Annotated in this window: 18 protein-coding genes and 2 tRNA genes; 17 read left to right on the forward strand and 3 right to left on the reverse strand. The window is 70.4% G+C overall.

The genetic code is table 11. The annotated features are described in order from the left end of the window. The first annotated feature begins 155 nt into the window (after positions 1–155). The 7 genes from LJ657_RS01540 (at position 156) to LJ657_RS01570 (ending at position 9,936) form a co-directional block, all read left to right on the forward strand. Positions 156–2,264 (forward strand): hypothetical protein, encoded by a 2,109-nt coding sequence (locus tag LJ657_RS01540; RefSeq protein ID WP_232646251.1) that lies wholly within the window; start codon positions 156–158, stop codon positions 2,262–2,264. Between the two features lie 231 nt (positions 2,265–2,495). Then, positions 2,496–3,716 (forward strand): glycosyltransferase family 2 protein, encoded by a 1,221-nt coding sequence (locus LJ657_RS01545; RefSeq protein ID WP_232646252.1) that lies wholly within the window; start codon positions 2,496–2,498, stop codon positions 3,714–3,716. Positions 3,717–4,358: 642 nt separating this feature from the next. Then, a complete protein-coding gene (gene proB, locus LJ657_RS01550) occupies positions 4,359–5,486 on the forward strand; it encodes a glutamate 5-kinase (protein WP_232646253.1) in 1,128 nt (375 codons plus the stop codon). A gap of 768 nt (positions 5,487–6,254) precedes the next feature. Then, on the forward strand, positions 6,255–6,707 hold the full coding sequence (locus LJ657_RS01555; RefSeq protein WP_232646781.1) for a DUF8830 family protein: 453 nt from the start codon (positions 6,255–6,257) through the stop codon (positions 6,705–6,707). Positions 6,708–6,853: 146 nt separating this feature from the next. After that, positions 6,854–8,143, forward strand: coding sequence for a glutamate-5-semialdehyde dehydrogenase (locus LJ657_RS01560; protein ID WP_232646254.1), 1,290 nt, complete (start codon positions 6,854–6,856; stop codon positions 8,141–8,143). A gap of 49 nt (positions 8,144–8,192) precedes the next feature. Further along, positions 8,193–8,750, forward strand: a complete 558-nt coding sequence (locus LJ657_RS01565; RefSeq protein ID WP_443735547.1) for an SCO2584 family spore wall biosynthesis protein — start codon at positions 8,193–8,195, stop codon at positions 8,748–8,750. Positions 8,751–8,862: 112 nt separating this feature from the next. Next, entirely contained in the window at positions 8,863–9,936 is a 1,074-nt protein-coding gene (locus LJ657_RS01570; RefSeq protein WP_232646256.1) for an SCO2583 family membrane protein, read from the forward strand. Positions 9,937–10,056: 120 nt separating this feature from the next. Here LJ657_RS01570 and LJ657_RS01575 read toward each other — a convergent pair whose 3' ends face one another. Continuing rightward, complete coding sequence (locus LJ657_RS01575; protein WP_232646782.1) at positions 10,057–11,157, reverse strand: M48 family metallopeptidase; 1,101 nt, start codon at positions 11,155–11,157, stop codon at positions 10,057–10,059. Positions 11,158–11,283: 126 nt separating this feature from the next. On the opposite strand from LJ657_RS01575, the gene LJ657_RS01580 reads away from it, so the two are divergent. The 10 genes from LJ657_RS01580 (at position 11,284) to LJ657_RS01625 (ending at position 16,393) form a co-directional block, all read left to right on the forward strand. Beyond that, on the forward strand, positions 11,284–11,445 hold the full coding sequence (locus LJ657_RS01580; RefSeq protein ID WP_232646257.1) for a hypothetical protein: 162 nt from the start codon (positions 11,284–11,286) through the stop codon (positions 11,443–11,445). Positions 11,446–11,553: 108 nt separating this feature from the next. Further along, a complete protein-coding gene (locus LJ657_RS01585) occupies positions 11,554–11,715 on the forward strand; it encodes a hypothetical protein (RefSeq protein WP_232646258.1) in 162 nt (53 codons plus the stop codon). Between the two features lie 79 nt (positions 11,716–11,794). Beyond that, complete coding sequence (gene nadD, locus LJ657_RS01590; RefSeq protein ID WP_232646259.1) at positions 11,795–12,481, forward strand: nicotinate-nucleotide adenylyltransferase; 687 nt, start codon at positions 11,795–11,797, stop codon at positions 12,479–12,481. Between the two features lie 16 nt (positions 12,482–12,497). Continuing rightward, on the forward strand, positions 12,498–14,207 hold the full coding sequence (locus LJ657_RS01595) for an LCP family protein (RefSeq protein ID WP_232646260.1): 1,710 nt from the start codon (positions 12,498–12,500) through the stop codon (positions 14,205–14,207). A gap of 112 nt (positions 14,208–14,319) precedes the next feature. After that, entirely contained in the window at positions 14,320–14,763 is a 444-nt protein-coding gene (gene rsfS / locus LJ657_RS01600) for a ribosome silencing factor (protein ID WP_232646261.1), read from the forward strand. Then, positions 14,763–15,434 (forward strand): histidine phosphatase family protein, encoded by a 672-nt coding sequence (locus tag LJ657_RS01605; protein WP_232646262.1) that lies wholly within the window; start codon positions 14,763–14,765, stop codon positions 15,432–15,434. Before rsfS ends, LJ657_RS01605 begins: the two co-directional genes overlap by 1 nt. Before the next feature lie 91 nt (positions 15,435–15,525). Further along, positions 15,526–15,598: transfer RNA gene (locus LJ657_RS01610), tRNA-Ala, on the forward strand. Between the two features lie 207 nt (positions 15,599–15,805). Beyond that, positions 15,806–15,979, forward strand: coding sequence for a hypothetical protein (locus tag LJ657_RS01615; protein WP_107057459.1), 174 nt, complete (start codon positions 15,806–15,808; stop codon positions 15,977–15,979). Positions 15,980–15,982: 3 nt separating this feature from the next. Then, a complete protein-coding gene (locus tag LJ657_RS01620) occupies positions 15,983–16,216 on the forward strand; it encodes a hypothetical protein (protein WP_003976229.1) in 234 nt (77 codons plus the stop codon). A gap of 104 nt (positions 16,217–16,320) precedes the next feature. After that, positions 16,321–16,393 (forward strand) — tRNA-Ala (locus LJ657_RS01625). A 110-nt stretch (positions 16,394–16,503) separates the two neighbouring features. Here LJ657_RS01625 and LJ657_RS01630 read toward each other — a convergent pair. Together LJ657_RS01630 and LJ657_RS01635 are read right to left on the reverse strand one after the other, a co-directional pair. After that, positions 16,504–18,117 (reverse strand): NADH-quinone oxidoreductase subunit NuoF family protein, encoded by a 1,614-nt coding sequence (locus LJ657_RS01630; protein ID WP_232646263.1) that lies wholly within the window; start codon positions 18,115–18,117, stop codon positions 16,504–16,506. Beyond that, a complete protein-coding gene (locus LJ657_RS01635) occupies positions 18,114–19,421 on the reverse strand; it encodes a ferric reductase-like transmembrane domain-containing protein (protein WP_232646264.1) in 1,308 nt (435 codons plus the stop codon). Before LJ657_RS01635 ends, LJ657_RS01630 begins: the two co-directional genes overlap by 4 nt. Positions 19,422–19,543 lie beyond the last annotated feature (122 nt).

Genomic DNA, 19,543 nt, shown 5'->3' on the forward strand with positions numbered 1-19,543 from the left:
TATTCAGGCCTCTGCTTTCCGGTGTCAATGCAGTGCATTGATCCGGTGTTCGCAGGGGCCTGAATCCGTACACCCGACGAATTCCCGTAGAATTGCCACAAATCCTGCGCACTTCAGAACAAAACCGGCACTCCCCCTCCCAGAGCAGGTTCTCCGTGATATCCACCGCTATTCGCGTCGCCCGGGTGGGCAGCGCGGCCGAGCTGGCCGCGGCGGTCCTCATGATGCTGGGCTTCCCGGCGATCATGGTGGCCGCGCTCATCCCGAGCGTCTACGCCTTCGCGGCAGCGGCCGCCGTGACGTACCTGGCCGACCACTACCTGCACCGGAAGGGCAGTTATCTGGTCAACCGGCTGAGCAAGGTCAGAGCCGGTCTCTCGATCCGCTTCCTGATCCGAGAGCTCCTGCTGATCCTGCTGCTGGCCCGGCTGGACCTCGCGAACAACCTGATCTACTACGGCGCGATCGGCTGCTTCATCGCGTTCTACGGCCTCCAGGCCCCGCACGGCGCCGTGGTCACGCTGATCCGCAACCGGCGCCGGTTGCCGGTCGCCACCCGCAACGTCGACCTGAAGTCGCGGATCGACATCCCGGACGCGCCGCGGCGGGGGCTGCTCGACCGGTCGGCCGAGAAGATGCTCCACCTCGACCTCGCGGCCGTCGTCGGCATCCTGATCTCCGCCGTGGCGGGTTCGTCCGTGGCCGGCTTCGTCGGCATCGGCATCACCCTCGGCCTGGGCAGCCTGTACGTCCTCGCGCTCGTGCCGTACGTCAGTGGCCGCAAGATCCCGCCCGACGCCGACAAGGTCCTCGTGGCCGTCGACGACTGGCTGCACGAGTACAAGCCGCAGACGGTGCTGTACTTCTCCGGCTCCAAGGACTCCGCCTACCAGGTCAACATGTGGCTGGAGACCATGGAACAGCTGGACTCCCGGCCGCTGATCATCCTGCGCGAGCGGATCATCCTGCAGAACCTGGCGCCCACCACGGTCCCCGTCATCTGCGTGCCCGGAGGGGTGCACCTGATGAACATGGACCTGTCCACGGTGCGCGTCGCGCTGTACGCCGCGAACGTGGGCAAGAACATCCACCTGCTGCGCGTGCCCACCATGAAGCACGTCTTCATCGGCCACGGCGACAGCGACAAGCTGGCCAGCGTCAACCCGTTCAGCAAGGCGTACGACGAGGTGTGGACCGCCGGCCGTGCGGGCCGCGACCGCTACGCCATCGCCGACGTCGGCGTCCGCGACGAGGACATCGTGGAGGTCGGACGCCCGCAGCTGGCGCCGATCCAGGGGTGGGAGGGCGTGCCGGAGGGGCCCCGCGGCGGAGCCGCTGATGGGCGCTGTCCGACCGTGCTGTACGCGCCCACCTGGGAAGGCTGGGACGGCGACCCGGGCAACACCTCGATCATGCTCGCCGGTGAGAGCATCGTGAAGAAGCTGGTCAAGGCCGACCCGCCGGTGCGTGTCCTGTACAAGCCGCACCCCTTCACGGGCACGGTGCTCCCCAAGGCCGCCGCCGCCCACCGGCGCATCGTCGCCCTGGTCGAGAAGGCCGGCGCCGAGCGTGCCGCCGACTCCCGCTTCACCGCCGACTCCGCCGAGCAGGAGAAGGCGAAGGCCGACCTCGTCCGCATCGAGGCCCGGATCGCCGAACTGGTCGGCACCGGCGGTGAGAAGGCCGACGAGGCCGAGGCCAGCCGTGATGGCGTGGTCGACGTCGACAGGTACGAGGAGATCGCCCGGCTGCGCGGCGAGTGGAACGAGGCCTACTGGCGCTCCTTCCCGGTGTGGGAGCACCGTGTCATCGAGGGCGCCGAGCCGCGCCTGTACGACTGCTTCAACGTCTCCGACGCGATGGTCTCCGACATCTCCAGCGTGGTCTCCGACTTCATCGCGAGCGGCAAGCCGTACGCGGTCACGGACTCCGCCGAGCTGGGCGTCGAGGAGTTCAAGCGGCAGAACACCGCCGTGCGCGCCGCGGTGATCCTCTCCAACAGCGCCAAGGAACTGGGCGAGCTGCTGGGCGCGGTCCGCGACCCGGCCGCCGACGCGCTGGCGGAGGACCGCAAGGATCTGAAGGAGTACCTGCTCGGCCCGGACGATCCGACGTCCCTTGCGCAGTTCAACACCGCGGTGGCGAACCTGACCCTCAAGGCCGACACCCGCAACCTGGGCCAGGAGTCCCGGGCCGCCGCGGCCGGTACCCCCGGCGCGGACGAACTGTCGGACGCGCTGTCGGCGCAGCCGCCCACCGCGTGAACGGGCCGCCGCTCACGGTGTGAAACGAGTGAGAAGGGCCCGGTTTTCGAGGAGTGATCCTCGAAAACCGGGCCCTTCTTCGTATGTTCATGTGTCCGTACCCGTCTGTTCGTCATGTGAACTGAGTCACGAAAACCCGGCCATAGGGCAACCGCTTGTCCGGGTCGGCCGTCTTTCTAGGTGGCGAATGAGGCGATAAGGGGTAAATATCCCGTTGGCGAGGGGGAAACAGTGACCGTGACGCAGCCTGATGTGAGCGTCGTCATCGGGGCGTACGAAGCGATGCCGTATCTGGTCGAGTGCCTGGCGTCCGTCGAGGCACAGACCATCGATCCGGAGCGCATCGAGGTCATCGCGGTGGACGACGGCTCCACCGACGGGTCGGGGGAGTGCCTGGAGGAGTTCGCGGCCCGCGCGGCGATGTCGGTCACGGTGATCCGGCAGGACAACTCCGGCGGCCCCAGCGGCCCGCGCAACGTCGGTCTGGGCAAGGCCGCCGGCCGCTATGTCTTCTTCCTCGACGCCGACGACCGGCTCGGTCCTCAGGCCCTGGAGCGCATGGTCGCCATGGCCGACCGCAACGGCACGGACGTGGTCCTCGGCCGCGTCGAGGGCATCAACCGCAAGCCGCCGGGGTCGATGTGGGGCAAGACCCTCGACCGCACCGACGTCTACTCCTCCAACATCAAGTTCACGCTGAGCGCGCAGAAGCTGTTCCGCCGTGAGCTCCTGGAGCGGCACGGTATGCGCTTCGACGAGTCCCTGTGGACCGGCGAGGACGCCCTCTTCACGATGGAGGCGTATCTGCGGGCGAACGGCGTCTCCGTGCTCGCCGACTACACCTGCTACTACCTGGTGGGCCGCGACGACGGCAAGCACGTCACCAAGAGCGGGGGCTACACCCTGCGCTTCGACTCCGCGCGCGCCCTCATGAACCTGATCGCCGACCTCGTCCCCGCCGGGGACAGGCGCGACATGCTCCTGGTCCGCCCCTTCCTGATCACGCTGCTGCCCCAGTTCGGCCCGAAGTACCTCACGGACAGCGAGAAGATACGGCGGCACAAGTTCGAGTTGGCGAAACCGCTGATGGAGGAGTTCTGGAGCGAGGGCGTCGCAGGCCGCCTCAAGGTCGAGGAGCGGCTTCGACTGCACCTGGTCGCCGAGCAGCAGCCCGAACTCCTCGTCCCCGTCGTGCAGTTCGTCAAGGGGAAGAAGCAGGCGGCGGCCCTCCTGGAGAAGAAGGGCCGGGAGGTCTACCTCGTCTACCCGCACTTCCGCGACGCGACGGCCGCCATACCCGACTCCGTCTACCTCGCCGCGCCCCGCGAGGCCCGGGCCGTCGCCGGCTACCGCGAACACTCCGCCCGCTCGGTACTGAAGCGGGCGGTCCGCAAGGCGCGCCGGGTACTGAAGGCACGGGCGGGCGCGGGCGGAACCGCTGCGGCGGCCTGACGGCGCCACGAAGGGGCGGGGGGAACGGCGCGACCGGCCACAACGAGTCCGCAGACGGACGACGGCACATCGCGGCACACCCCGCGGGGTGACCGGCCGACGCTGGTGTCGTCCCGACTGCATCGCCCGCCGGATCGGCGCCCCACCACCCGCCGGGCCCGCCGGTGGACGGACGCCGACGGGGCTGCCGGTGGACGGACGCCGACTGGGCCGCCGTACCGGGCTTGGCGGCGCTGCGCTCCAGCTCGCGCTTCAACTGGGCGTTGTCCAGCGGCAGTTCACTGATACGGCTCTGCAGCCAGCCGAAGTGTGAGGTGAGCGAGGCGCGGCCGGGGTCGTTCCAGGGGCGGACACCGGCCGGTAAGTCCGGCGAGCGCATGCGGGCCTCGAAGGGCGCGCCGCCGCTGCTGTGGGTGAACGTGTTCTCCAGGCCGTTTCCGTCCAGGAACACCGTGAACCGCTCGAAGTGCTTCAGATGGCCGCCGACCAGGCCGCTGAAGTCGGCTTCCTCGTACAGTTGCGCCGGGTCGGGATGGCTGTGTGGCGCTTGTCCGGGGACTGGACCGGCGCGCGGGGAGCGGTCCCCTTCGCGTAGATTGCCGGGCGGGGAAGCCTGAGCGTGCGAGGGGACGGAAGAACAAGGTGGCAGGGGCAAGGCAGGCCGTGAGCTCGGCCCGCAGAATCGTCGTCAAGGTGGGTTCCTCGTCGCTGACCACCGCGTCCGGCGGCCTGGACGCCGACCGCGTCGACGCGCTCGTGGACGTCCTCGCCAAGAGCCGCAGCGGCGGAGAGAAGGAGATCGTCCTGGTCTCCTCCGGCGCCATCGCCGCGGGGCTCGCCCCGCTGGGCCTGCGCCGCCGCCCCAAGGACCTCGCCCGCCAGCAGGCCGCCGCGAGCGTCGGCCAGGGCCTGCTGGTCGCCCGCTACACCGCCTCCTTCGCCCGGCACGGCGTCCGGGTCGGCCAGGTCCTGCTGACCTCCGACGACATGAGCCGCCGCGCCCACCACCGCAACGCCTCCCGCACCCTCGACAAGCTGCTCGCGATGGGCGCCTTCCCGATCGTCAACGAGAACGACACCGTTGCCACCGACGAGATCCGCTTCGGCGACAACGACCGGCTCGCCGCTCTCGTCGCCCACCTCGTCCACGCCGACCTGCTGGTGCTGCTGTCCGACGTCGACGGCGTCTACGACGGCGATCCGAGCAAGCCCGGCACCTCGCGGATAGCGGAGGTGCGGGGGCCGGAGGATCTCGCGCACGTCGAGATCGGCAGCGCGGGCAAGGCCGGTGTCGGCACCGGTGGCATGGCCACCAAGGTCGAGGCGGCCCGGATCGCGGCCGCCGCCGGCATCCCCGTCGTCCTGACCAGCGCCATCCACGCCGCCGACGCGCTGCTGGGCCGGGACACCGGCACCTACTTCCACCCTGCCGGCAAGCGCTCCGCCGACCGGCTGCTGTGGCTGCAGCACGCCTCCACCCCGCAGGGCTCGCTCACGCTGGACGACGGGGCGGTGCGGGCGGTCGTGGAGCGGCGCAAGTCGCTGCTGCCGGCCGGAATCGCCGCGGTCGAGGGCGAGTTCGTCGCTGGGGACCCGGTCGAACTGCGGGACGCGGAGGGGCGCGCGGTCGCCCGCGGGCTGGTGAACTTCGACGCCAAGGAGATCCCCCAGCTCCTCGGCCGCTCGACGCGTGAACTGGCCCGCGAACTTGGCCCGGCCTACGAACGCGAGGTCATCCACCGGGACGACCTGGTGCTCCTGCAGCCCTGACACGCGCCGGGCGCCTGCATTTTCGGGGGGCCCGCCGGGCCTCCGGCCGCTGCACTCTCCCGGGGGTGGCCCCGGCTCCCGGTCTGCTGCTGTTTCCCGGGGGTGGCCCCCTGGCCCCCGGTCGCTGCTGTCTTCCGGGGCTGGATCCCCCGGCCTCGGGCCGGGCTTTGTTCCGGGGCTGGCGCCGGGGCCGTCGTTGGGGGCTTTGCCCCGGGGCTGATCCGGAGCCTGCGGCCGCCGCGTTCTGCCGGGGTGTCCTCGGGCCTCCGGCCGCTGCTTTGTCCTGGGGCTGTTCCCCCTGGCCTCGGTCGGGCTGCTTTGTCTCGGGGCTGCCCCCGGGCGCCTGGTCGGCTGCTGGCTCCCGGGGGCGATCCTCGGGCCCTGGGGTGGTTGCTGGCTCCCGGGGGCGATCCTCCGGCCCTGGGGTGGTTGCTGGCTCCCGGGGGCGATCCTCCGGCCCTTGGGGCGGCCCGGAGACGGTCCTCGGGTCCTGGGGCGGCCCCTGACGCCCGTGGCTGATCCCCCCGGCTCTGGACGGCTGCTGCCACCCGGGCGCCCCTCCAAGGCCCCCAGCCGACGGCCTGCTCCCGGGGGCGCCCCACCCCCGGGCCGAAAACGGGGGGAACGCCCCGTAAATCGGCCCGTCCTGAGGTGGACGTTCCGCAAAACCGCCCCATGAGCCCTTGCGGCCTGCTCAACTTTGTCTCAGGGATACATTCCGCACGTCCACCAGTCGATCACTGCGTGAAGGAGGCCGTCGTGAGACGAGTGCGCCCTGGGGCGGCGGCGTCCCGTGACGGCGCCCCCTCCCGCGCGGCCGGCGAGGAGCGCGCCCTGACCAGCGTCGCGGCCGGCGACCGGTACGAGGAGCCGGCCGACCTGCCGCGTCTGTGGCATGTCACCCTCAGCGTCTCCGGCGAGGAGGCCCCCCTGAAGGAGGTGCGGCGCGGCCTGGAGCAGCTCGCCCACGACCACCCCTTTCTGCTGACCAGCCGGTACGCGGGCGACCACGCGGAGATCCGCTACTGGGAGGAGGCCCGCGACCTGCACGACGCGGCCGCCGTCGCCCTGCGCCTGTGGGGCGAGCACCGCCAGACCTCCAAGCTGCCGCCCTGGGAGATCGTCGGCCTGGAGGTCATCGACCGCGAGACATACCACCAGCGGATCGCGGAGGGCTACGGCCCGGCGCCCGCAACCCCAGTCGGCGTGCACCCGTTTTGATCCCACCACGGACCGTGACCATCGATTGAGGAACCCCGACGGCGAGCAACCAGGTCCGCGGGAGCGGCGCCGGTTCAGGCGCAAAGGGCGGTCTCGGGGTTTGGAACAGCTGCTGGACGGGCCGTCCGGCGCACTACCCTTCCCTCATGACCACGCTTTCGCCGTACGACTCCATGTCCCCGGTCAACCGGGCCGCCTACCGCGCCAAGGCCGCCGCCGCCGACCTCGCCCCGCTGCCGCGCGCGGTCAAGGACGACGCGCTGGCCGCCATCGCGGACGCCCTGGAGGTCCGTACGAGCGAGATCGTCGAGGCCAACGCCAAGGACATCGCCAAGGCCCGTGAGGCCGGCACGAGCGAGGCCATCATCGACCGGCTGACGCTCACCCCCGAGCGGGTGCGTGCCATCGCCTCCGACGTGCGTGACGTCGTCGCCCTGCCCGACCCGGTCGGCGAGGTCGTGCGCGGCTCGACCCTCCCGAACGGCATCGACCTGCGCCAGGTCCGCGTCCCGCTCGGCGTCGTCGGCATCATCTACGAGGCCCGCCCCAACGTCACCGTCGACGCCGCCGTCCTCTGCCTGAAGTCCGGCAACGCGGTCCTGCTGCGCGGCTCGGCCTCCGCCTACGAGTCCAACACCGCCCTCGTGCGGGTCATCCGGGACGCCGTGGGCGGCGCCGGACTGCCCGCCGACGCCGTACAGCTCGTACCCGGTGAGGGCCGCGAGAGCGTGCGCGAGCTGATGCGTGCCCGGGGTCTGGTCGACGTGCTGATTCCCCGGGGCGGCGCCTCGCTCATCCAGACCGTCGTCTCCGAGTCCATCGTCCCGGTCATCGAGACCGGCACCGGCAACTGCCACGTCTACGTCGACGCGCACGCCGACCTCGACATGGCGATCGACATCCTGATCAACTCAAAGGCCCAGCGGGTCAGCGTGTGCAACGCCGCCGAGACCCTCCTGGTCCACCAGGACATCGCTCCCGAGTTCCTGCCGCGCGCCCTGGACGCCCTCGCGGAGGCCGGTGTGACCGTCCACGCCGACCCGCGGGTGCTGGCGTACGCCAAGGAGTCCAAGGCGACCGTCGTCGAGGCCACACCGGAGGACTGGGACACCGAGTACCTCTCCTACGACATCGCCGCCGCCGTCGTCGACTCCCTGGACAAGGCCGTCGAGCACATCCGGCTGTGGACCTCCGGTCACACCGAGGCGATCGTGACGACCTCCCAGCAGGCCGCCCGCCGCTTCACCCAGCTCGTCGACTCCACCACCGTCGCCGTGAACGCCTCCACCCGCTTCACCGACGGCGGCCAGTTCGGCTTCGGCGCGGAGATCGGCATCTCCACGCAGAAGCTGCACGCGCGTGGCCCGATGGGTCTGCCGGAGCTGACCAGCACGAAGTACATCGTCACGGGGGACGGCCACATCCGGCGCGGATGAATTTCCATACCGTCTGCCCAAAATGACCCCCCAGGTCTACTCTGGATCCGTGCCGGAGGACGTGGGGGGCACGCCGTTCCCTGACGGCTGGGAGCCCGACGACGACCACGACCGCGGGGTGTCGGACGAAGAGTTCGCCTCCGTGGTCTTCGACGAGGCCTTCGTACGGGCGGCCGTGGTGCACGAGCCGACCGCCGTCGAACGCCTCCTTGCCGCCGCCCAGGCGAGAGCGGAGGCCTCCGAGGCGGAAGCACGCCGGGCCCACGGCAGGGGCGAGCGATACGACCCCTCCGGTTTCGGCCATGATCCCGAGCTCGACGACCCGGACGACACCGACATCCTGGAAGGCCGCTACGGCGCCCCGGGGACGTACGGAAAACAGGTCCGCTGGCACCGCCCGGTCGCCTGGATGCTCGCCCTCGTGATGGGCATAGGCATGGTCGCGCTGGCCTTCGCCGCGGTCTACCGGGGCGCCTCCTCGAGTAACCGGGACCAGGTGCCCCCGCCGCCCGCCTCGACCGGCCTGGGACAGGGCAGCGCGGCACGGCCCTCCGCTTCCGCCGATCACTCTCAGCCAGCGCTCTCGGTCATCCCGCCCAGCCCCTGAGCGGCGCCCTCGACGCCCCCTTCGCGCTCACTTTCGAACCTGGTGAGAACCTGTCAGAAGTTGTCGTGTAGCAGGGCGTTTACCGGGGCTCCCGGAGACCTACCCTGAATATATGGGAGGGCCTGGAGACCCACCTGAGGGGATACCTGAGGGCGCCCCCGGCGGTGGAGGAGAGGACGAATACCGATCCGTCGTCTTCGACGAGTCGTTCGTCCGGGCTGCCCGCCTCCAGGAGTTCTCAGCGCGGGAACGCATGGCCGACCACGCGCCCGCCGTGCGCCGTCGCCCGCCACTGCACAGAGGTCTGTCCCGGCAGGCCCTGGTCCTGGTCCTGCTGATAGCCGTGGCCTTCGGCACCGCGATCTACATGGGTGTACGGCACCCCTACCAGAGCACCGCCGCCCGGCAGCCCGTCGAGCCCCTGCGGATGACCGTCATACCGCTCTCCCCGCAGGGCAAGGTGCCGGGCGCGGCCGATCCCGAGTACCTGTACGCGCACAGCCCCGCCGCGCAGTTCCGCGTCGGCGCCGAGGGCATACCGCTGCCCGCCGTGCGGCGCACCGCGCACTTCTCGGACAGCCAGGTGGTGGCCGCCCTGACCACCGCCAAGGACTACATAGTCCGCTCCTCGCTCTACCCCGAGGTGCTCAGCAGCCAGGACGTCCGCGCCGCGCGCGTCATGCTCGACGGAAGCCAACTCGACCAGTTCGACCAGAGTTTCGAGCACCCGACGGCCGACGGCCGGCATCAGCCCACCGGCTGGCTGGTTCGCTTCGACCAGACCCGCGCCCAGCTCGCCGACGGCAGGATCCGGGTCCAGGGCTCGCTGCAGGCCACCGAGACGGACTCGGCCACCCTCGAGGTCACCGCGGACCACACCTTCGTCTACGCGCTGCGGCCGACCGGCGCCGACGCCAAGGCCCCGGCCTCCCTGTTCACCGTCCGGCGCGAGCTGCACTTCCGCTTCGACCACGACGACCTGCGTCTGCACCAGGCCCAGCTCGTCGTCTCCTATGTCCAGGCCGGCCCGCTGTCCTGCGCCGAGGACTCGACCAACCACTTCCACCCGCTGCTGGCCGGACAGACGGCCAGGGCGGGCGGCCCCGCCGGCACCGACCCCTACGCCACGGGCGGCGCCACGGCCCTCTGCGGGACGTTGGCCACTGGGGCGGAGCCGAAGGTGTGACGGGGGCGCGGGGTCGGTTGTTCTGCTGCGGCGCGGTGGGGGCTTGTCGCGCCCACGCGGCGGAGCCGCAAATCGATACAGCCCCGCGCCCCTCAGGGCGTTGCGGTCGCCCGGAGTCGGTCAGTCCTGATCCCGCGGCGGAGTGTCCGTCGGCGGTTCGTCCTCCTGCCCCGGAGCCGGACTCGTGAAGCCGTCGAACCCGCGCCGCATCCGCCCGCCGATGCCCCCGGCCCCGCCGGCGATGTCGCTGACCAGCTTCATCAGCGGGTCCTTGGAGCTCTTCACATTGCTGGCGTAGCTCGCCGCGGACTCCTTGAACGAGTCCGAGACCGAGGTGTCCTTGTCCTCGGTGCGCCGCGGGTAGTGGCCGTCCATGATCCGCTGGTAGTCCCGGGACTCGGACCACTTCTTCAGCTCGGCCGCCCGGATGGTGGTGAACGGGTGCGAGCGCGGCAGCAGGTTCAGGATCTTCAGCACGGAGTCGCGCAGGTCGCCGCCCTCCTCGTACTCCTCGGCCTGCTTGAGGAACGCGTCCACGTTCATCTCGTGCAGATGGTTGCCGCCCGCGATCTTCATCAGGCCGCGCATCGAGGCATGCAGATCCTGCCCGGCCAGCAGTCCCGCACGGTCCGCGGACAGCTCCGACTTGCGGAACCACTCGCGCAGCGCCGTGACGATCGCCATGATCGCTATGGTGCCGAGCGGGATCCAGGCGACCCGGACCGCCAGGTTGGTCAGGAACAGCAGGATCGTGCGGTACACCGCGTGCCCGGACAGGGCGTGGCCCACCTCGTGGCCGACGACCGCCCGCATCTCCTCCTCGTCGAGCAGCTCGACGAGCCCGGTCGTGACGACGATGATCGGCTGGTCCAGCCCGATGCACATCGCGTTCGGCTGCGGGTCCTGATTGACGTACATCGGCGGGACCGTCTCCAGGTCCAGGATGTAACAGGCGTCCCGCAGCATGTCGTTGAGGTGGGCGAACTGCTGGTCCGAGACGCGCACCGAGTCGGACAGGAACAGCAGCCTGAGGCTGCGCTCGGGCAGCAGCCCGCTGAGCGCCTTGAAGACCGTGTCGAAGCCGCTCAGCTTGCGCAGCGCCACCAGCGCGCTGCGGTCGGCCGGGTGCTCGTACGCACGCGAGGAGATCCCGGGGAAACGCCTGCGCTGCCTGCTCGGTACGTGCTCGTGGCCGTTCTGCTCGTGGCCGTCGTCGGACATGTCTTCCCCCATGTGCGTGAGAGTGACCCTTTGCGGACCTTTGTGCGGCCCTTTGCGCCCCCGAAGCAAGCCCCAGCCTAGGCGGAGTTACCGTGGACGGGCACTACACCGAAGGAGTCCGAAACCATGGAGCACACCCCCGCGGCCGCCTGGCTCGCCGAGGCCGCGAGCGCCGCCCAGCACCAAGGGCCGGGGAATCTGCTCCGGGTCGTACTGGTCGTGATGATGGTGGGCTGTGCGCTGACCGGGTGGTTCCTGTTGCGGGGCTACAAGCAGAAGGACGACTGACGACCGTCCAGGGTTCCCCGACAGCGGAGTCGGGGTGATCGCCCGGGAGGCGCCCGCTTACGATGGGCCGACATCTTTATCCCGCCCACACCGATAGGTCCTGTCGAGATGAGCTTCCACAGCACCGCCGCCCAGTTGGCCACCCTTGCCGCCGAGGGCGAGGGCGGTGGCAACCACGAGAGCCTCAGCCCCTACGTCACCGGCGGCAGCGCGCTGTTCATCCTGCTGCTCCTGCTGTGGATCACCACCCGTTTCAACCGCGACCGCTGAGGCGCCCGATGCCCATAGCGGGGCACTCGGGACATCCTCGGGCCGGTGTCCTCAGGCCGGGCCGGTAGGGTCTGCACGCATGGGAGAGCAGGACATGCCTACCGGTCCGGCGAAGGACGCGGTGATCGGCACGGAACCCCGCCCGAAGAGCGGCCCCGGCAACGGGCCGTCGAACCCGGGCAAGCGCCGCCTCGGCGTCATGGGCGGAACGTTCGACCCGATCCACCACGGGCACCTCGTGGCGGCCAGCGAGGTCGCCGCGCAGTTCCACCTGGACGAGGTGGTGTTCGTCCCGACCGGGCAGCCGTGGCAGAAGAGCCACCGCCATGTCTCCCCGGCCGAGGACCGCTACCTGATGACGGTCATCGCGACGGCCGAGAATCCGCAGTTCTCCGTGAGCCGTATCGACATCGACCGCGGCGGCCCCACCTACACGGTCGACACCCTGCGCGACCTGCGCGCGCTCAATCCCGACACGGACCTCTTCTTCATCACCGGCGCCGACGCCCTCGCACAGCTGCTGACCTGGCGGGACACCGCGGAGCTGTTCTCCCTCGCGCACTTCATCGGGTGCACCCGACCCGGCCACCACCTGACCGACCACGGTCTCCCGGAGGGCGGTGTCTCTCTCGTGGAGGTTCCCGCGCTGGCCATCTCCTCCACCGAGTGCCGTGCGAGAGTCGCCAAGGGAGACCCCATCTGGTACATGGTGCCGGACGGAGTCGTGCGCTACATCGACAAGCGCGAGCTGTACCGCGGCGAGTGAGCCGAGAGGGGCACCGGTGAACGACCGATACGACGCGGGCTACGGCGGCGACCACGACGAGCAGTACGAACTCGTCGGCTACGACGAGTACGGCCGGCCCATCTACCGCCAGGCCGCGCCGGGGCAGGCTCCCCAGCAGCCGTACGACCCGTACCCGCAGCAGCAGGGCTACGGGTACGACCCGTACGCCACCGGCCGCCAGCAGCAGGTCCCGCAGCAGTACGACCCCTACGGCACCGGTCAGCAGCCGCCCGTGCCCTCCTACGACCCCTACGGAACCGGTTCGCACCAGAGCGGCCCGTCCGGGGCGCCGTACGACCCCTACGGGCAGGCCGCGGCCGGCGGTCAGCAACCCCGTGTCGTCGCCGAGCAGACCGCCTACATCCCGCAGCAGGCCGGCCCGGCGGAGCCGGCCCAGGACGAGAAGGCCCCGCCCCGGCCCGAACGGGACTACCACACCGAGCAGTTCGCCTTCGTCGAGGATCCCGACGCCGAATCCGAAGACGTCATCGACTGGCTGAACTTCACCGAGAACCGCACCGAGCGCCGCGAGGAGGCCAAGCGCCGCGCCCGCAGCCGGATGGTCGCCCTCGTCGTGGTCCTGGCGCTGGTCGCGGTCGGCGGGGTGGGCTACCTCTGGTACGCCGGGAAGCTGCCGGGTCTGTCGTCGTCAGCCAAGTCCAAGACCGGCACCGCGACGGCCGCGGGCGCCCAGAACCGCGACGTGATCGTCGTCCACCTGCACAACACCAAGAAGGGCGGCACCTCGACGGCGCTGCTCGTCGACAACACCACCACCAAGCAGGGCACCACCGTCCTGCTGCCCAACTCCCTTGCCCTCACGGACGACAACGGCAACACGTCCACTCTCGCCAAGTCGGTCGAGGACGACGGCTCTTCCGGCACCCGCGACGCCCTCAACACCGTCCTCGGCACCAACATCGAGGGCACCTGGCGCCTGGACACCCCCTATCTGCAGAACCTCGTCGACCTCGTCGGCAACATCGACGTCGACACCGACGCCGACGTACCCGACCCGGCCGCCACGAAGAAGGGCAGCGCTCCCCTCGTCCACAAGGGCAAGGACCAGACCCTCAGCGGCAAGATGGCGGTCGCCTACGCCACCTACCGCGCGTCCGGCGAGGCCCAGAACGCCCAGCTGGAGCGGTTCGGCCAGGTCATGCAGGGCACGCTGCGCAAGCTGTCGTCCGACCCGACGGCGGCGACGACCACCGTGCAGACGCTGGCGCAGATCCTGGACCCGTCGCTGACCGACAAGGACCTCGGCACCTTCCTCGCCAAGCTCGCCGACCTGGCCAAGGGCGGCGACTACAAGACCGCCCTGCTACCCGTCCAGAACGACGGCACGCTGAGCGAGCAGGCCAGTGCCGGCGTGGTCAAGGACGTCCTCGGCGGCTCCGCGAAGAGCCCCGACCAGGGCTCCGCGGTCCGGGTCTCCGTACAGAACGCCAGCGGTGTGAAGGACAACACGGAGAAGGCCCGTGTCGTCCTCCTCAACGGCGGTTTCACCTTCCTGGAGGGCGGCACCGCCTCGACCGCCTCGGCCACGTCCAAGGTCGTCTACGGCGACGCCGCCGACAAGGAGAACGCCGCCGAGGTCGCCCAGACCCTGGGCCTCCCCGCCGGCTCGGTCACCAAGGGCAGCGTCACCGGGAACGCGAACGTCTCGGTGACCCTCGGCCAGAACTACCGGCCGTCGTCCTAGCCTTCGTCCCGGCACCCGGCGGGCGCCCGACGTGATCCCTCAATCACGTGGGGTGCTCCCGGCGGGCCGTGAGACCCTTGAGGTCAAGTGACCACCGACCGAAAGCCACGTAGTGACCGCCACTGACCGTTCTCTCGAACTCATCACCGCCGCCGCCCAGGCGGCCGCCGACAAGCTCGCGCACGACATCATCGCCTACGACGTCAGCGACGTCCTGTCGATCACGGACGCTTTCCTGCTGGCCTCCGCGCCCAACGACCGCCAGGTCAAGTCGATCGTCGACGAGATCGAGGAGCGGCTCCAGAAGGAGCTCGGCGCCAAGCCGGTGCGCCGCGAGGGCGACCGCGAGGCCCGCTGGGTCCTGCTCGACTACGTCGACATCGTCGTCCACGTCCAGCACAGCGAGGAGCGTGTCTTCTACGCCCTGGAGCGGCTGTGGAAGGACTGCCCCGAGCTGGAGCTGCCCGCCGACGCGAAGGCCACCCGTGGCAAGGCTGAGGAGCACGCCAAGCTGCGGGCCGCCGAGGAGGCGTCCGACCTGGGCGGTGAGTGGTGATGAGCGCCACCGGCGAGGTGTACGCCGGGCGGCCCGGCCGCGGCCGCCGCGTCATCCTTTGGCGCCACGGCCAGACCTCCTGGAACGTGGAGCGCCGCTTCCAGGGCTCCACGGACGTCGCGCTCACCGAGGCGGGCCTCGCCCAGGCCCGCCGCGCCGCCCGGCTGCTCGTCTCCCTCAAGCCCGACGCGATCGTCGCCTCCGACCTCCAGCGCGCCGCGAACACCGCGGCCGAGCTCGCCGTACTCACCGGCCTGGACGTCACCCATGACGAGGGCCTGCGCGAGACCTACGCGGGCGCCTGGCAGGGGCTGACGCACGAGGAGATCATCGAGCGCCACGGTGAGGAGTACGCCGCGTGGAAGCGCGGTGAGCCGGTCCGCCGCGGCGGCGGCGAGCTGGAGACCGAGGTGGCCGAGCGTGCGGCCCCCGTCGTGCTGCGGCACGCCGAGAAGCTCCCCGACGAAGGCACGCTCGTCGTGGTCAGCCACGGCGGGACGATCCGTACCACCATCGGGCGCCTCCTGGGCCTGGAGACCCGCCACTGGGAGAGCCTGGGCGGTCTCTCCAACTGCTGCTGGTCCGTCCTGGGCGAGGGCGCCCGCGGCTGGCGCCTGCTGGAGCACAACGCCGGCACGCTTCCGGAGCCGGTGCTCGGCGACGACGACTGACGTCCCGGCGGTCGCTCACCCGGATTTCACTTTCCGGCAGGTCGCAGGCTAGAGTTCTACTCGTTCGCCCCGCCAAGCGGGGGGTACGCGAGGGGCTATAGCTCAGTTGGTAGAGCGCCTGCATGGCATGCAGGAGGTCAGGAGTTCAATTCTCCTTAGCTCCACAGATCGGTCGATGAAGATCCCGTCCCCAGTGGGGGCGGGTTTTTTCATGTTCCGGCACCGACTTGAGTCACTTCGGCCCAGGAGGCGTATACCTCTGCGAAGGCGCCGTGTCCGGACTGGTACTGAGGCGTCGCTGACCGTATTGGTCCGGCCGTGGCAGAATCAAACGGCCGGAAGGGGGCGCGGCCCGACGGGAGGGAGCAGTGATGCCTGCGAGCATCCTCGAGGAGGTCGGCCACCTCCTCGAAGCGGCGTCGACACGGGACACGGTCACCCGTCTGAGCTGCCCTTCCTGCGGTTCCGTCCATGTCGCCCAAGTCCTCGGCGACAACGGCGGAATCTCCTACGTGTGCACGGCCTGCGGCCACAGCTGGAGCTGATCGATGGGTGCACACAGGCGAAAGTGCGACTGGTGCGGCAGCGGTACGCCGATCGTCCGCGACATGGAGCCGGTCAACCCCGACTACCAGTACTGGTGCGAGGAGTGCGCGCGGGCGCTGATCATAAAGGGCGACCCGATCGAGACGTACCGCGAGCTGGAGGGCGAGCCGATCTACGGCCGACTTCTGGAGGAACACTGCACCCTCAAACGGTTCTACTCCTTCGTCACCGCTTGACGCCGTCGGCCGGTCCGGAGCCGACGGAAACGATTTGGTGTTCCACCCGGTGGACCGTGTAATGTTGGCGTCGCCGCCGGGGGAAACCCCGGAGGACCAAGCAAGGGGCTATAGCTCAGTTGGTAGAGCGCCTGCATGGCATGCAGGAGGTCAGGAGTTCAATTCTCCTTAGCTCCACAATCAAGATCCCGCCGGATCGTTTCGATCCGGCGGGATCTTTGCGTTTTCGGGGGCTGTTGTGCTGAAAGGGGCCGCCCCGGTACGGGCGGCACCCTCCTGACGTCGGCTCAGCGGCCCAGTGCGCGCCGCCCGCGGCCCTGGGAGAGCACCGGCAGATTGCGGGACGGCGCCCGGTCCCGGGGCGTCTCCTCCTCGATGCGCAGGGCGAGCGCCGGGCAACGGCGCACCGCGCGCACGGCCTTGGCCTCCGCGTAGCGCGGCACCTGCGCTTGGGCGACGGTCGGGAAGCCGTCGGCGCCGAGTTCGAACACCTCCGGGAGGATGTCCGCGCAGAGGCCGTGGCCGCGGCACAGGGTCCAGTCGACGTAGATCTTCTGACGGCTGGGGCCGTTCTCCACGGGCTCCCCGCCACCCGCGATGCCCGTTGGCATCTGGCCGCCCTCGAAGAGCGGCAGAACGCCCTCCACGGGCCGCCCGCAGCCGTTTCCGAGGACGTGTGCCGCCAGGTCGTCGGTGAACGCCTTGATGGTCGACTCCAGGAACATCGCGGAGCCGTCCGGGTGCGAGCACGCGCCGCGCCGCTTCACGTTCTTGGCGACCTGCTTGAGGGCCTCCAGGGCGGCCGGGCCGCCGCCGCCCAGGATGTCGGCCATGCCGCGCGCGGCGGCCGGCAGGCCGAGGTAGCAGGGACCGCACTGGCCCGCGCTCTCCTCGGCGAGCCACTGCGCCACGCGCAGCGACTCGCCCAGCGGGCAGGTCTCCTGACTGATCGGCAGGATCGCGCCGGCACCGAGCGAACCGCCCACCGCGTCCAGGGAGTTGCGGGAGACGATCGCCTCGTTAACCGTCGCCGCGTCGATCCACTTGCCGTGGTAGCCGCCCGTCAGCACGCCCTGGGGCACCGGCGGGGCGCCGGCGAGCTGGAGGACGTAGCGCAGCGGGACGCCCGTGGGGACCTCGATCACCATGGGGCGGGCGACCGCGCCGGAGACGGTCAGCATGACGGTGCCCGGCTCGTCGTACAGACCGGTGTTGCCGTAGCGCTCCGGGCCGATGCGGGCCGCGATCGCCAGCTGGGCGAAGGTCTCGGCGTTCGACAGGAGCGTGGGTGCGCCACCGACGCCGTTCTGGGAGGCGCTGACCTTGCGGCCGGGCGGGATCGCCGGGCCGCCGTCGATGGACCGGATCAGCGAGGCCGCCGCTCCGGTCACCATGCGGACGGGGTTGCGCTGCACGCGCGCGCGTAGAACCGATCGGCGGCCGTTGCTCAGGCCGCGTTCGGCGAGCGCGGCCTCCATCGAGCGCTGTGTCGACTCACGGGTGACCCCCACCACGAGCGTGCGGGCACCCAGCGCCTCCGCGACCAGCAGAGCGCCGTCCAGGATGAGGTGCGGGGCACGGTTGATCAGCACCGTGTCCTTGCGGCAGGCCGGCTCGTCCTCGCTTCCGTTGACGACGACGACCGGCCGTACGCCGCGCTTGATCGCCGCTTCGGCGACCGAGCGCAGCTTCTTGTGGAAGGGGAAGCCCGCGCCGCCGCGGCCCTTCAGATTGATGTTCTCGGCGAGCTTCGCGAGCTGCTCGCCACCGAGCGGTTCGAGCGGCCCGTGCACCTTGAGGTGCATGGGCAGATCGAGTCTTTCGACAAGGTCGAAGCCAGACGTGAGCTGCGGAAGTCCGACCACGCGGACTTCTGGGACGTCGGGCAGGGCCTCGTTCACCTATAGCCTCCGGAAGGCGTGTTCCAAGGTTCGCCCGAACCCGGTGCGTCGAAGGAGGCACCGGGGGATGGTTCATTGGCGGGACCGCTGTTGTACGTGTCGTTCGGGTTGTACGTGCCATAGAGGGTGTTCGTCTCACCGGTGTCGTACATGTCACTTCCGCCGTATCCGCCGGCGCCCGAATTGCCATAGGCCGGGATGTTGTATCCGGTGTCCTGCATCGGGTCGTACGCCGACGGGGGCGCCTCGCCGACCGGCGGGGGCATGGGGACCGGCCAGCTGCCCGAGGTGCTGCCGCCGCCGTCCATGCGCGGGATCGACTCCGTGGGCTGCATGTCCATGGGCAGGTCCATGCGGGCGGTCTGGTCGGCCCCGTAGGACTGCTGGCCGCGCTGCTGGGGCGTGACGGCGCGGTAGGCGGCCGCGAAGCCGCCCGTGGGCTCCGGGGTCATGGTGCGGGCGGCGGGGGCGTCGTAGTAGGGCGCAGCGGGGGTCGTCATCGTGTCGGCGGGGGACTGCTTCGGCGCCCGCGCGTTCTCGTAGCCCGGCAGCGCGGAGGAGGTCTCGCCGACCCGTGCGCGGCTCGCTTCGAGCTCCTCGGCGCGGGCCGAGCCCGGCTCGTTGCCCAGGAGCTCGGCGAGCCGGTCGGCGACCCTGCGCTTGAACGGCCGGGGGGCGGCCCGCAGGGCGAGCGCGCCGGCCACCGCGACCAGGCACAGCTCGTAGGAGATCATGAAGAACGGCTTCGCCGCGCGGCCCGCGAACAGGCCGTGGACCAGCGCCGCGCACCAGGCCGGGTAGGCCAGGGCGTGCATGGCGCGCCAGCGCGCCGCGACCGGCGCCGGAGTGGCGAACTGGTTGCGCAGGGCGCCGGTGATGCCCACGAAGATCATGAGGAGTCCGGCCAGCGAGCCGAGTCCGATGAGTCCCGCGCTGCCCTTGACGCCGAGGCTGAAGGGGATCAGCGCGGCGATCAGCACCGTGTGGTCCAGCGCCAGCTTGACGGTGATGTGCACCAGCAGGAACGCGATCGAGCCGACGGCCGTCACCCGGTGGATGCCCTGGGCCACGATCCGCTGGCGTGTGTTCATGATGAGCCGGTCCTGGGCCACCAGTCCCCAGATCACCGAGCAGGTGAGGCAGACGAGCGAGAGGACGCCCGCACCGAAGTTCAGGAACTGTTGCAGCCAGCCGCCTCCGAGGAGCACGACGACGGGTATGAGCAGCAGTACGACAGCCGACGCCACCCCATAGGCCGACCGGCCCGGCTTGGGGAGCGAGGTGTTACTACGACGAGGGTTCATGGGGGCAACTCCGAAGCAGTTCGGGAAGGCGGTCCCGCTGCCGAACTCTAAGTGGCTCCATACCGATCGGTACGAGGTTTGAGTTATTGCGTTGTTATCAAAGGACAACGCGCTCGTTGCGA

Source organism: Streptomyces guryensis, from assembly GCF_021261325.1.
GTDB classification, from domain to species: Bacteria; Actinomycetota; Actinomycetes; order Streptomycetales; family Streptomycetaceae; genus Streptomyces; species Streptomyces guryensis.

Bases quoted from the DNA above. Each gene is read 5' to 3' on its own strand.
- LJ657_RS01560 (WP_232646254.1), top strand. From the start codon at position 6,854: ATGACCACGCTTTCGCCGTACGACTCCATGTCCCCGGTCAACCGGGCC.
- LJ657_RS01570 (WP_232646256.1), top strand. From the start codon at position 8,863: ATGGGAGGGCCTGGAGACCCACCTGAGGGGATACCTGAGGGCGCCCCC.
- LJ657_RS01575 (WP_232646782.1), bottom strand. From the start codon at position 11,157: ATGTCCGACGACGGCCACGAGCAGAACGGCCACGAGCACGTACCGAGC.
- LJ657_RS01580 (WP_232646257.1), top strand. From the start codon at position 11,284: ATGGAGCACACCCCCGCGGCCGCCTGGCTCGCCGAGGCCGCGAGCGCC.
- LJ657_RS01585 (WP_232646258.1), top strand. From the start codon at position 11,554: ATGAGCTTCCACAGCACCGCCGCCCAGTTGGCCACCCTTGCCGCCGAG.
- nadD (WP_232646259.1), top strand. From the start codon at position 11,795: ATGGGAGAGCAGGACATGCCTACCGGTCCGGCGAAGGACGCGGTGATC.
- LJ657_RS01605 (WP_232646262.1), top strand. From the start codon at position 14,763: ATGAGCGCCACCGGCGAGGTGTACGCCGGGCGGCCCGGCCGCGGCCGC.
- LJ657_RS01615 (WP_107057459.1), top strand. From the start codon at position 15,806: ATGCCTGCGAGCATCCTCGAGGAGGTCGGCCACCTCCTCGAAGCGGCG.
- LJ657_RS01620 (WP_003976229.1), top strand. From the start codon at position 15,983: ATGGGTGCACACAGGCGAAAGTGCGACTGGTGCGGCAGCGGTACGCCG.
- LJ657_RS01635 (WP_232646264.1), bottom strand. From the start codon at position 19,421: ATGAACCCTCGTCGTAGTAACACCTCGCTCCCCAAGCCGGGCCGGTCG.